This window comes from Actinomadura sp. KC345 (genome assembly GCF_004348515.1).
Taxonomy (GTDB): Bacteria; Actinomycetota; Actinomycetes; order Streptosporangiales; family Streptosporangiaceae; genus Spirillospora.
The window spans coordinates 1-12,193 of the sequence record NZ_SMKH01000249.1; the positions used below are offsets into that span (position 1 = coordinate 1).

The 12,193-nt window shown below is 72.4% G+C and carries 10 protein-coding genes; 4 read left to right on the forward strand and 6 right to left on the reverse strand.

Going from position 1 to position 12,193, the window contains the following annotated elements:
* On the reverse strand, nucleotides 1-1,009 hold a 1,009-nt coding region (locus E1281_RS30330; protein WP_131883149.1), incomplete at its 3' end, for an RDD family protein.
* Between the two features lie 91 nt (nucleotides 1,010-1,100).
* Between E1281_RS30330 and E1281_RS30335 the strand changes: the two genes are divergently transcribed.
* Nucleotides 1,101-2,096, forward strand: coding sequence for a stage II sporulation protein M (locus E1281_RS30335; RefSeq protein WP_131883150.1), 996 nt, complete (start codon nucleotides 1,101-1,103; stop codon nucleotides 2,094-2,096).
* A gap of 4 nt (nucleotides 2,097-2,100) precedes the next feature.
* On the opposite strand, the gene E1281_RS30340 is transcribed toward E1281_RS30335, so the two are convergent.
* From E1281_RS30340 to E1281_RS30360, 5 genes are all read right to left on the reverse strand, one after another.
* A complete protein-coding gene (locus E1281_RS30340) occupies nucleotides 2,101-3,393 on the reverse strand; it encodes a DUF58 domain-containing protein (RefSeq protein ID WP_131883151.1) in 1,293 nt (430 codons plus the stop codon).
* Complete coding sequence (locus E1281_RS30345; protein WP_243717587.1) at nucleotides 3,393-4,361, reverse strand: MoxR family ATPase; 969 nt, start codon at nucleotides 4,359-4,361, stop codon at nucleotides 3,393-3,395. The genes E1281_RS30340 and E1281_RS30345 overlap by 1 nt, the downstream gene beginning before the upstream one ends.
* An 80-nt stretch (nucleotides 4,362-4,441) precedes the next feature.
* The gene (locus tag E1281_RS40630; protein WP_165959172.1) at nucleotides 4,442-5,698 is read right to left on the reverse strand and encodes a DUF4350 domain-containing protein; all 1,257 of its coding nucleotides are present in this window, start codon (nucleotides 5,696-5,698) and stop codon (nucleotides 4,442-4,444) included.
* Nucleotides 5,692-6,381, reverse strand: a complete 690-nt coding sequence (locus E1281_RS30355; RefSeq protein ID WP_131883153.1) for a DUF4129 domain-containing protein — start codon at nucleotides 6,379-6,381, stop codon at nucleotides 5,692-5,694. The genes E1281_RS40630 and E1281_RS30355 overlap by 7 nt, the downstream gene beginning before the upstream one ends.
* Complete coding sequence (locus E1281_RS30360) at nucleotides 6,378-7,484, reverse strand: hypothetical protein (protein WP_165959173.1); 1,107 nt, start codon at nucleotides 7,482-7,484, stop codon at nucleotides 6,378-6,380. The genes E1281_RS30355 and E1281_RS30360 overlap by 4 nt, the downstream gene beginning before the upstream one ends.
* Nucleotides 7,485-7,942: 458 nt before the next feature.
* On the opposite strand from E1281_RS30360, the gene mtrA reads away from it, so the two are divergent.
* The 3 genes from mtrA to E1281_RS30380 all read left to right on the forward strand — a co-directional run.
* On the forward strand, nucleotides 7,943-8,620 hold the full coding sequence (mtrA, locus tag E1281_RS30370) for an MtrAB system response regulator MtrA (RefSeq protein WP_131883155.1): 678 nt from the start codon (nucleotides 7,943-7,945) through the stop codon (nucleotides 8,618-8,620).
* Nucleotides 8,621-8,815: 195 nt separating this feature from the next.
* A complete protein-coding gene (mtrB, locus tag E1281_RS30375) occupies nucleotides 8,816-10,441 on the forward strand; it encodes an MtrAB system histidine kinase MtrB (RefSeq protein WP_131883156.1) in 1,626 nt (541 codons plus the stop codon).
* On the forward strand, nucleotides 10,438-12,193 hold a 1,756-nt coding region (locus E1281_RS30380), incomplete at its 3' end, for an LpqB family beta-propeller domain-containing protein (protein ID WP_131883157.1). The genes mtrB and E1281_RS30380, both read left to right, overlap by 4 nt.

Here is a 12,193-nt window from a genome sequence, read left to right on the forward strand (position 1 = left end):
CTGCCGGATAGGCACCCGTGGGGTACGGGCCGCCGGCGGGCGGACGAGGGCCGTTCAGGACGTCCTGGTACGGCCCGGCGCCGTAGTTGGGCGGGGGCAGGAACTGCGGCTGCCCCGGAGCGGGAGTGCTGAAGGGCGGCGGCGCGGGCGGCCCCTGGCGCGCGGGACCGGGAGGCGGAGGCCCGGCCATCGCCATGGCGGGGGCGGGCGCCGTGACCGGGACCCAGGGCGTCCAGCCGAGGCGCTGCATGCGGCGGGCACGGCGCTGGGCCAGCCGCCACTCCTCGCGGTGCCGCCGCTCGGCCAGGACGGCCGACAGCAGGATCTCCGGGCGCACGCCCTGCGGGGGCGGCGGGCTCACCACCTCGGTGACCTGCGACGCGATCCGCTGCCCCAGCGAGTCGCGAACCTCCGGCAGGAGCTCCCAGAAACGCGACAGGTACTGCCGGGCCGTCATCGCCAGCTCGTCCGACAGCATCGACAGCTCCAGCGAGCGCGCCCACCAGGCGAGCTGCGGCGGCATGACGGCCACGGGGCGCACGAGCGCCGACTGGCCGCGCTCCTGGATGACGATCGTCCCGGCGAACAGGTCGCCGAGCCGCTTGCCGCGCCGGTTGCAGAACGACGTGATCAGGGCCGGTGAGCCGTAGAGCGTCCAGAACTCGATGAAGCCGGCCAGCGCCCGCACCAGCGCCTGCCGGAACCGGATCGGCCCGCCGTCGTCGGAGACGACACGGAGCCCGACGGCCATCTTGCCGAGCGTCCGGCCCCGCGTCAGCGTCTCGAACACGCACGGATACCCGACGACGACGGTGACCACGGCGAGCAGCGTCAGCCCGACCGTCCAGGCGTCGTCGGCGACGAGCGCCGTCATCGCCGTCACGTACACGGCGATGTAGAGCAGCACCATCTGGAAGATCAGGTCGAGCAGGATGGCGCAGCCACGGCTGGCCAGCCGCGCGACGCGGATGTCGAGCGCGACGGCCTCGCCGGTGACGAGTTCGGCCATGTCCTGATCCTCCGATTGCCAGGGGCCTGGGCGATTGCCGGGGCAGAGTCTATTTTGCCGGTCCCACCGGAGTAGACGTTAGTCTCCCCGGGTGGACGTTGACGCCTACGTGGCCGCGCATAACGCCGAGTGGCAGCGCCTTGAGTGGCTCATCAACCGCAGCCGCAGGCTGACGGGCGCGGAAGCCGACGAGCTGGTCGAGCTGTACCAGCGGGCCGCGACGCATCTGTCGGTCGTCCGGTCCAGCTCGCCCGACCCCCAGCTCGTGGGGCGGCTGTCGTCGCTCGTGGCGCGGGGCAGGGCCGCGGTGGCCGGCGCCCAGGCACCGCTCTGGCGGGACGTCACCCGGTTCGCGACGGTGTCGTTCCCGGCGGTCGCCTACCGGATGCGGTGGTGGTGGCTCGGCGTCGCCGTCCTCGGCAACCTGGTGTCGCTGGCCCTGGCGATCTGGGTCGTGAACAGCCCCGAAGTGCAGGCGAGCGTGGGAACGCCCGACGAGATCCGCGACCTCGTCGAGAACGACTTCGCGAACTACTACACCGAGCATTCGGCGGCCTCGTTCGCGTTCCAGGTATGGGTCAACAACGCCTGGGTTTCGGCGGTCGCGCTCATATTCGGCATCCTGCTCGGCATCCCCACCGTGTACGTGCTGCTGCTGAACCAGATCAACCTGGGCCTGACCGGCGGCCTGATGTTCGCCTACGGCAAGGGCGACGTGTTCTTCGGGCTGATCCTCCCGCACGGCCTCCTCGAACTCACCGCCGTCTACCTCGCCTGCGCCGGGGGCCTGAAACTCGGCTGGACGATCATCGATCCGGGGCCGCGCACACGCGGCCAGGCCCTCGCCGAGGAGGGACGCGCCGCCGTCAGCATCGCCATCGGCCTCGTCGCGGTGCTGCTGGTGTCCGGCCTCATCGAGGGCTTCGTCACCGGCTGGGTCCACATCACGTGGCTGCGCATCGGGATCGGCGTGGTCGCCGAGGCGGCGTTCCTCGCCTACGTGTTCGTCCTCGGCCGCCGCGCCACCCGCCAGGGCGAAACCGGCGACTCCGACCTCCGCCCCGACATGGCCCCCGTCGCAGGTTGAGGCTTTAGAGGCGTCCGGCGGCTTTGAGGGCGAGGTAGGCGTCGGCCAGGGCGGGGGCGATCTCCTCTGGCGGGGCGTCGACCACCTCGACGCCGTGGCCGCGGAGTTCGGCGGTGAGGCGGCGGCGTTCGGCGCGGGCGCGTTCGGCGGCGGCCGCGTCGTACACGGCCGCGAGGTCGCCGCGTCCGGCCGCCATCTCCCCGACGCGCGGGTCCGACACCGCGGCGATCATGACGAGGTGCCGGGAGGTCAGCTGCGGCAGCAGCGGCAGCAGGCCCTCCTCCATCGCGGCGGTGTTCAGCTCGGTGAGCAGGACGACCAGGCACCGCTGCCGGACGCGCGCCATCAGCGTCGACACCATTCCGGCGGCGTCGCTCTCGATCAGCTCCGGCTCCAGCGGCGCGAGGCCGTGCACCATCGCGGGCAGCAGGTCCGTGCGGGACGCGCCCTCGACGCGGGCACGGACGCGCCGGTCGTAGGCGAGCATGTCGACACGGTCGCCGGCGCGCGACGCCAGGGCGCCCAGCAGCAGCGCCGCGTCCATCGAGCAGTCGAGCCGGGGGATGTCGCCGACGCGGCCCGCGGACGTGCGGCCGGTGTCGAGCACCAGGTAGATCCGCCGGTCGCGTTCGGGGCGCCACGTCCGCACGACCACGTCGTTGCGGCGCGCCGTGGCGCGCCAGTCGATGGAGCGGACGTCGTCGCCGTCCACGTACTCGCGCAGGGAGTCGAACTCGGTCCCCTGGCCGCGGATCAGGGCCACGTGCGCGCCGGTCAGCTCGCGCAGCCGCGCGAGCTTGGCGGGCAGGTGGCGGCGCGACGGGAACGCCGGGAGGGCGCGGACCGTCCAGGGCGCGCGACGTGAGAGCTGCCGCGCGGCCAGCCCGAGGGGTCCGACAGAGCGGACCACGACGGTGACGGCCTCCCGGTCGCCGCGGCGTGTCGGCGTCAGCGTCATCTCGATGCGGCGCCGCTCCCCGGCGGGGACGTCCACTCTGACCATGCGGGGCGTGGCGCCTGCACTGGGCGGCCACACGTCCCTCAGGCGCGCTTTCAAGCGGCGCCGTCCGAGGTTCTCCACGATCAGCGACACCTGGGCCGTCTCACCGAGACGGACGTTCTTGTCGCCGGTGCGGTGGAAGCGCAAGGCGCGCACGTTCCCGGCCAGGGCGAGGTCGGCGACGACGCCCAGCAGCAGGACGCCCCACACCGCGAACAGCGTCCACCAGCTCGGCGCGAACAGCGGCACGAGCGCGCCGAGCAGCGCCAGCAGCCCCAGGCGTCCGGTCAGCGCCATCAGCGCGGGGCGGGGACGTGGGCGAGGATGCCCTCCAGCACGCCGTCGGCCGTCGCGCCCTCCAGCTCCGCCTCGGGACGGAGCTGGACACGGTGCCGCAGCGTCGGCCGGGCCAGCGCCTTCACGTCGTCGGGCGTCACGTAGTCGCGGCCCGACAGCCACGCCCAGGCGCGGGACGTGGCCAGCAGCGCCGTCGCGCCGCGCGGGGACACGCCCAGCTGGAGCGACGGGGACTGCCGGGTCGCCCGGCACAGGTCCACGACGTAGGCGGCGACCTTGGGATCGAGGTGGATGGCCCTGACGGCGGCCCGGCCGGCGGCCAGTTCGCTCGCGCCCGCGACGGCCTTGACCTCCGACAGGTCACGCGGGTCGAAACCGGCCGCGTGCCGCTGGACCATGGAGATCTCCTCGTCCCGGGTGGGGACGGGCACGGTGAGCTTGACCAGGAACCTGTCGAGCTGGGCCTCGGGCAGAGGATAGGTGCCCTCGTACTCGATCGGGTTCTGCGTCGCGCACACCACGAACGGGTCGGGCAGAGGGCGCGCGGAGCCCTCCACCGACACCTGCCGCTCCTCCATGGCCTCCAGGAGGGAGGCCTGCGTCTTCGGCGGCGTCCGGTTGATCTCGTCCGCGAGCAGGAGGTTGGTGAAGACGGGGCCCTCGCGGAACTCGAACTCCGCGGTCCGGTTGTCGTACACCAGGGACCCGGTCACGTCACCGGGCATCAGGTCAGGGGTGAACTGGACGCGTTTGAAGTCCAGGTCGAGTGCGCGTGAAAGCGTCTTGATGAGCAGCGTCTTAGCCGTACCGGGGACGCCCTCAAGCAGCACGTGGCCGCGGCAGAGCAACGCGATGACCAGACCGGTCACCACGGAGTCCTGGCCGACGACCGTCTTGGCGACCTCGCCGCGCAGCGCCGTGAGCGCCGCACGGGCCGTTTCGGCCTGGCGCCGTGATTCCTCGGAGATCCCGCTCGGCGGAGCGTCGAAGGCGCTCGCGCCGCCCGCACCGCCGGGCACGTCGTCCTTCCCGAGCTCTACTGGGTGGTTCAAGACTCGCGTACCTGCCTTTCCAGGTCGTCGAGGACGTCGCTGAGGGCGATGAGCCCCGCGTCGTCCAAAGGTTCAGGACCGTACAGGGCCGCGCCGACGTACGTCTCGTCGTAGGGCGTGCGGTGGGCGACCGCCGTGACGATCTCCTGTGCGGCGGACGGGTCCTGCGCGCTGCTGCGAGGAAGCCCGAGCAGCGGGACGAGACGCTCGCGCGCCCCCGAGCGCAGCGCGTCCGAGGCGCGGTCGCGGGCGTGCCCCGCACGGTAGAGGCGCGATCGCCCCTCGACCGTTTCGGCCGAGCGCACGACGACCGGCAGGGCCTCCGCCACCACCGGGCCGAGGCGGCGCCCCCGCCACAAGGCGACCAGCAGCACCACGACCAGGAGCTGGAGGAGGAACAGCTTGACGCCGAACGGCATCAGGTCGCCGAGCGACTGCTGCCCCGCTCCTGTGCCCTCCTCCGGTATGTCGGGGACCAGCCAGACCACCGAGGACCCGGCGCCGCCCCCGTTCGGGGCGAGCAGGTTCATGGCGAGGGCGGCGTTGCCCTCCTCGGTGAGGCGCCGGTTCGTCAGCGGTGAGGCGGACCCCAGCACGGTGACGGACTTGCCGGCGTACTGCACCTGCACGACCCTGGGGCCGCCGTACTCGGTCTTGTAACACGCCGTCACCGAGCCCGTCGCGGACGGCGTCACCTCATAGGTCTCGGCCTCGTGCAACGCGACGGGTCCCGCGAGCGCGGCGCCGGGCAGCGAGCACCCGGGGTCGGCGGCGTCCTCGAAGGTCGCGCCGCCCCTGCGCACCCGCGGCGCCAGGTCGGCCAGGGCGAACGACGTGGGCCGGACGAGCAGCAGATCGACCTGCGCGTCGGCCAGCCGCGTCAGGTCCTCCCCGGTGAGCCGCTCGGTGCGGGTCACCACCATGACGGTCCCGGGCCCGGACTTGCGGACGGCGTCGTCGGCGTCCCTGGCCACGGTCACCGGGGTCCCGTTCTGCCGGACGATCTCCGCGAGCGCGCGGCCGCCGTCCCGCTTCGGCGACGTCGGATCGAGCGCCTGCGGCGAGGTCGAGGGACGCAGCGCGGCCAGGACCAGCGCGATCAGGACCATCGCGAGGATCACCGCGACCACCCCGCGGGCCGACCGCCAGCGGCGCCCGGCCACCTGCCGCGCGGACGGCTCCGCGCCCTGCCCGCCGTTCCGCCCGCCGTTCTGCCCGTTCCGCGCACCTGCGGGCGGGGTCTGCGTCACCATCGCGGGCCTCCGTCCTCGACGGCTCCCGCGAGCGTGAGGTCGTCGTCCACCAGCGGCTTCGGCCGGGACGCGCGCAGCTTCTCGTCGAGCGCCTTCATCCGCGCGTACCCGTCCGCGGTGCCGGGACGGTCGCCGTACCAGACGTCGTCGAAGATCCGCACACCGGCGCGCAGGTCCTCGGCCAGTTCGGGGACGGCCTTGCCCGCCTCGTCCGCCAGCTCGTCCGCGGTACGCCCCGGCCGGGCCGACAGCACCGCCCGCTCCTCCAGGTCCCGGGCCACGGCGCGGAGCCGCTCCCGGATCGCCTCGGCCCACTGCCCGGCCTCGGCGAGGCGTTCCGCCGCGTCCCGGTGGTCGACCGCGGTGGACGGCTCGTCCTCGAGCAGGGGGTCCTGCCGCGAGCGGGGGTTCCAGCGGTCCCGCATCAGCCATGCGATCAGCCCGGCCGCGACGAGCACGATGAGGACGATGACGACGATCGAGACCCAGCCGCCGCCGCTGCCCTGCGCCTCGGGACGGGCCGTCTGGCCGAACAGGTCCCGCAGCCATTCCGAGAAGCCGTCCCAGGCCCGTTCCAGCCAGGACGGCTCGTCGCGCTGGTAGATCTGCTTCTCCAGCTCGCGGCGGGCCATCTCCCGGGCGTCGTCGCGGCCGACCGGGTCGAGCGACCCGAACACGGTCATGGATGTGCCCCCGTTCCCGGACGCGCCGGTTGCGGGCCCGTCCGCCACAGGTCGATGAACTCGTCCTCGCGGTCTGTGCCGTCGCCCGCGGTGTCGCCCGCCGCGGTGTCGCCCGCGGCCTGGCCGTCGCCCCTCGCCGGCAGGGCGGACGGAGAGCGTCCCCTGCTGCGCAGGTCCAGATCGAATCCCTCGCGCCGCATCCGCCGGTCCATGTAGAGCAGCGCGATCACACCGGCGTCGAACGGCAGTACCACCGACCAGCTCACGATGCGCCCGACCGTGTCCACGGCCAGCGCGCCCATCGTCGATTCACTTCCGGAGGAGTCCCCGAAGAAAAGGAGCTGCACGAACAGGAACGGGATCCGCAGTGCGAAGAAGCCCATGAACACGGTGATGAGCAAAGCCAGGAGAAGCGTCCCGCACGTTCTGAACCAGCGCCCCTTGGAAAGGGTCACCGCGCGGCGGAGCGCGCCACCGACGGTCTGCCGTTCCAGGACGACCGCCGGGACGGCCAGCACGTAGAGGAGGTAGAGCCACACCATCAGGCCGATGCCGATGGGGAAGCCCAGAAAGCCCGCAAGCACCGCGAAGCCGGGGTTCACGTCGGCGGCGATCAGCAGGAAGAACGGGACGAGGGGCAGGACCAGCGCGCCCAGCGAGATCACCATGACGGCCGCGGCGGTGGCGGCCAGCCGGCCGAGCCTCGGCCGCGCGTCCCGCCACGCCTGCCTCGGCGCGATCGGCAGGCCCACCAGCTCGCGGCCCAGGATCGGCGCCAGCAGCCCCGACAGCAGCAGGATCCCGTAGGCCGACAGCACGAGCCCCAGCACCGTCAGCGTGAGCTGCGCGCCGAGCGATTCGAGCAGCACGTCCGGGGTGACCTCGTCGCGGGCCTCGTCGCCGATGAAGAAGTACGCGGCGATCGAGCTCGTCACCTGGATGACCGTGCTGATCGCGACCGAGAGGCCGAGCGTCGTGCGCGGCCGCCGCCGGATGCCGGCGATCGCGCCGTCCAGCATCTCCGAGATGGACATGGGGCGGAACGGGACGCCCTGCCCGTCGGGGGCGTCCACGTCGTCGTCCCGGCCGTCCGGTCCCGGCATCTCGGCTCCTGCGATCTCCGTCGTGCGGTCTCCGTCGAGGGGTCTGCCCGGCGCGTCCGGACCCGGGCTCCGTCCGGGCCCGCCGCGACCACCGGTCAGGTCATCCTGTCACGGGCGAGGTGCCGCGAATGCCGTCACCGCCCCGGAGAGTGCCGATCCGGGGCATCGCAGGCGCGGCCGGCCGCCGAATCCCCCCTGTCGGGGCAGGTCCTTGCGCGGGTTTCGGGAGCCGCCCCTACAATTCCGTGCCGCCCCTCGGATCCCGGGAGAGCCATGTACGACGCAAACGCGGGTAACCTTGCACGCCAAGGCATATCTCTCCCTGGCGAGGTGGGGCCGGAGCATCGCGCCGCCGGGTACTTCTCGTCCGGTGACTCGCGGGAGCCGGCGTCCACCGGCCCCGGTGAGGACGGGAAGCGCTCAGTCCACCGAACCCCGACTTTGTGACGATGAGGGCCATGAGAGGACGTGTACTGGTCGTCGACGACGATCTCGCGCTCGCCGAGATGCTCGGCATCGTGCTGCGGGGTGAGGGCTTCGAACCCTCGTTCGTCCACGACGGCGACAAGGCGCTCGAGGCGTTCCGGGAGACCCGGCCGGACCTCGTGCTGCTCGACCTGATGCTGCCCGGGGCGGACGGCATCGACGTCTGCCGCCAGATCCGCGCCGAGACCGGCGTGCCGATCGTCATGCTGACCGCCAAGAGCGACACCGTGGACGTCGTCCTCGGCCTGGAGTCGGGTGCCGACGACTACATCGTCAAGCCGTTCAAGCCCAAGGAGCTGGTGGCGCGCGTACGCGCCCGCCTGCGGCGCACCGACGAGCCCGCGCCCGAGACCCTGCAGATCGGCGACATCGCCATCGACGTCGCCGGCCACTCGGTCAAGCGCGGCGACCGGCACATCCCGCTGACGCCGCTGGAGTTCGACCTGCTCGTGGCGCTGGCCCGCAAGCCGCGCCAGGTGTTCACCCGCGAGGTCCTGCTGGAGCAGGTCTGGGGGTACCGGCACGCCGCCGACACCCGGCTGGTGAACGTGCACGTGCAGCGCCTCCGCGCCAAGATCGAGAGGGATCCGGAACGTCCCGAGATCGTCGTCACCGTGCGCGGTGTCGGCTACAAGGCGGGGCCTGCCTGACACAAGGCGGGGCCTGCCTGAGACGGGCCCGGCACCTCGCTCACCCGAACGCGGCCGTCCTGAGCGCCGCTCTCCCAACGCCGCTGTCCCGAACCGACGGATCCCCCGTGGTACGCCGATGACCGTCCAGTACTCCTCCGGAAACCCGCGCTCCCGCGGGACGCACCGCTTCGCGGGCCTCTCATGAGAATCGACATGAAGAGGGCGAAGCGGTTCGTGCGGCGCGGGCTGGGCGCCGTCCGGCGCGGCCTGCGGGGGGCCGGCCGCAGCGGGTACACGCGCTGGCGCCGGTCGATCCAGGTACGGGTCGTCACGTCCACGCTGTTCATCTCGGCGATCGTGGTGGCGATCCTCGGCGCGTTCCTGATGCAGCAGGTGTCGTCCGCCCTGATGGACGCGAAGATCAAGGCGGCACGTCTCCAGTTGGACGACGGCTTGGCGCAGGTACAGCGCGACCTGGGCAACTCACCGGGGGATGACAGCAGGCTCAACACGACGATCGACCGGCTGAGGTCCCGCAGCGGCCCGTCCGGGCTGTACGAGGTCTACATCCGGGACACGACGGAGCAGTACTTCGACGGGTACACGACCAATGAGCTGCGCCAGGAGAGCGTCCCGCCCCGGCTTCGCGAGGAGCTGAGGAGCGCGCCCGGGGGAACTCGCGCCTACACCTACGGAGAGCTGTCCTACGTCGGTGATCGTGCGTCCGAGAGCGGCCTCATCGTGGGAGGCAAGACCGGCCAGTTCGAGCTGTACTACCTGTTCCCCCTTGGGGAGGAACAGCGGACACTGACCGTCGTGGGGCGGTCCATGGCCGGCGTGGGCATCGTCCTGGTGCTGCTCTTGGCCGCGATCGCCTCGCTGGTGACGCGTCAGGTCGTCATACCGGTGCGGCTTGCCGCCCAAGGGGCGCAGAGGCTCGCCGCGGGACGGCTGGAAGAGCGCATGAGGGTCCGCGGTGAGGACGATCTGGCGCGTCTCGCTCGCTCGTTCAACGAGATGGCCGCGAACCTCCAGGAGAAGATCCTCGAACTGGAGGACCTGTCCCAGGTTCAGCGTCAGTTCGTCTCCGACGTCTCCCATGAGCTGCGCACTCCCCTGACCACCATCAGGATCGCCGCAGACATGCTCTACGAGAACCGCGACAGCTTCGAGGATCCGTCTGTCGGGCGGTCCGCGGAACTGCTGCAGAGCCAGTTGGAGCGGTTCGAGTCCCTCTTGGGCGACCTCCTTGAGATCAGCCGGCACGACGCGGGCGCGGCGACGCTGGACGCCGAGTCCCTCGACATGCGCGACCTCGTCCTGCGTGTGGTGGGTGACATCCAGGGCTTGGCGGAACGCAAGGGCAGCAAGGTCGTTCTGCAACTGCCCGGAGAGCCGTGCATGGCCGAGGTGGACCGCCGCCGTGTCGAGCGCATCCTGCGCAACCTGCTCGTCAACGCCGTCGAGCACGGCGACGGCGAGGACATCGTCGTGTCGGTCGGCGCCGACCGCGACGCCGTGGCCGTCGCCGTCCGCGACCACGGGGTCGGCCTCAAGCCGGGGGAGGGGCAGATGGTCTTCGACCGCTTCTGGCGCGCGGACCCCGCCCGCGCCCGCACCACCGGCGGCACCGGGCTCGGCCTGTCGATCTCCCGGGAGGACGCGCAACTGCACGGCGGGTGGCTCCAGGCGTGGGGAGAGGCCGGTGTGGGCTCCCAGTTCCGCCTCTCGCTGCCGCGCGTTGCCGGGGCCGAGCTCCGGGGTTCGCCGCTCCCGCTCGTCCCTCCAGGGGCCGGTGACGCCCGCCCGCTGTTCGCGGAGCTGGAGGCCCAGGAGTGACCGGGCGGACCACGCGCCTCCTCGCGGCCGCCGCCCTCCTGCTGGGCGGCGCCGGGTGCGCGAACGTGCCGAGCGGCGGGCAGGTCGTCGCGGGCGAGCCCGCCGAACGCTCCGAACGCGTCGACGACGCCTACGTCCGGCTGATCCCGGTGGAGCCCCGCCCCGAGTGGGGGCCCGCCCAGATCGTCTCAGGGTTCCTCGCGGCGTCCGCGAGCTTCGACGACGACCACAAGGTCGCCAAGCACTACCTCAGCAGGCAGAACACCTGGAACCCGGGTCTGCGGCCCTCGGTGACCGTCCTGGCGGGCCGCATCACCGACCCGCAGGTCATCAAGTCGTCCGGGGACCAGGCGACGGTCAGGATCACCGGCGACGAACTCGGCACCATCGCCTCGGACGGGCAGTACACCGCGTCCCCGAAGCAGCTCGACGCGACGTTCCAGCTCGGCAAGACCCCGCAGGGACTCTGGCGCATCACCAGCGCGCCCGGGGACGGGAAGTCCGACCTACTGCTCACCAAGGACGACGTCGAGCGCGCCATGCGCACCGTCAACCTGTTCTACTTCGCGCCCGACCGGCAGACTCTCGTCCCGAACGGCATCTCCCTGCCGGTCGTGAACCGGCAGCAGTTGCCCACCCAACTCGTCCATGCCCTGCTGACCGGCCCGACCTCCTGGCTGAAGGGCGCCGTCCAGACCGCCTTTCCCGAGGGGACCCGGCTGAGGCGCGGGGTCCAGGTCGAGAAGGAGGTCGCCACGGTCGACCTCACCAAGCAGGCACGCGGCGGCAACGTCGAGCGGATGTCGGCGCAGCTCAGCTGGACCATGCGGCAGCTCTCGGAGATCAAGCGGTGGCGGCTGCAGATCGAGGGCGAGACCGTCACGCCCGACGGCATGGAATCCACGCAGCCGGTGCACGCCTGGGAGTCCAACTCCCCGGACGGGCAGGTCTCGCACGACGAGACCCACCAGAACGCCTACGTCGCCGGCCCGTCCGGCTTCATCGGCACGCTGGAGGGCGACCGTGCCCAGCCGGTCGTGACCGGCGCGGCCGGGAGCCTGTCCCACCCCGCCGTCGCGCCCGACTACCAGGAGTTCGCCGGTCTGAGCGCCAAGGCCGACCAGGTCCTGGTCGCCGCCCCGGTCACCGGGACACCCGCCCCGCGCGTCCTGCTGAACGCGCAGGAAGAGGGCTCCCGCTTCACAGCCCCGTCCTGGAGCCGTGACGGCACGCTGTGGGTCGTGGAGAGCAAGGAGGACGAATCCTGGCTCTGGGTGCGCCCCCGGGGCAAGCCGCCCGTGCGCGCCGCGCACTGGGGCCTCGGCGGCCGCGAGGTCCTGGAGTTCCGCGTCGCCCGTGACGGCGTCCGCGCCGCCGTCATCGCGCGCGTCGACGGACGCCCCCAGGTCCAGATCGGCCGCATCGCCCACGCTCCGGACGGCTCCGTGGACGTGGGCTCGTTCCTGCCGGTGAGCTCGGAACTGCAGGACGCCGTCGACGTCGCCTGGCGCGACTACAGCACCCTCGCTGTCCTCGGGCGGGCGAAGCGCGACTCGCAGACGCTCCCGTTCCTGATGCCGATCAGCGGCAGCGCCATCACGTCCCTCGGCGTCGGCTCCCTGGGCGAACCGCGCACGATCGCCGCGGCCCCCGGCGCGCCGATCCTCATCGGCACCCGCTCGTCCGGCAAGGACCAGATCTGCCGCCAGCGTTCCCCCAGCAACTCCTACAGCCCCTGGATCTGCCCCACCC

Bases quoted from the DNA above. Each gene is read 5' to 3' on its own strand.
- E1281_RS30340 (WP_131883151.1), bottom strand. From the start codon at position 3,393: ATGGCGCTGACCGGACGCCTGGGGCTGCTGGCGCTGCTCGGCGCGCTC.
- E1281_RS40630 (WP_165959172.1), bottom strand. From the start codon at position 5,698: ATGGTGACGCAGACCCCGCCCGCAGGTGCGCGGAACGGGCAGAACGGC.
- E1281_RS30355 (WP_131883153.1), bottom strand. From the start codon at position 6,381: ATGACCGTGTTCGGGTCGCTCGACCCGGTCGGCCGCGACGACGCCCGG.
- E1281_RS30360 (WP_165959173.1), bottom strand. From the start codon at position 7,484: ATGCCGGGACCGGACGGCCGGGACGACGACGTGGACGCCCCCGACGGG.
- mtrA (WP_131883155.1), top strand. From the start codon at position 7,943: ATGAGAGGACGTGTACTGGTCGTCGACGACGATCTCGCGCTCGCCGAG.
- mtrB (WP_131883156.1), top strand. From the start codon at position 8,816: ATGAAGAGGGCGAAGCGGTTCGTGCGGCGCGGGCTGGGCGCCGTCCGG.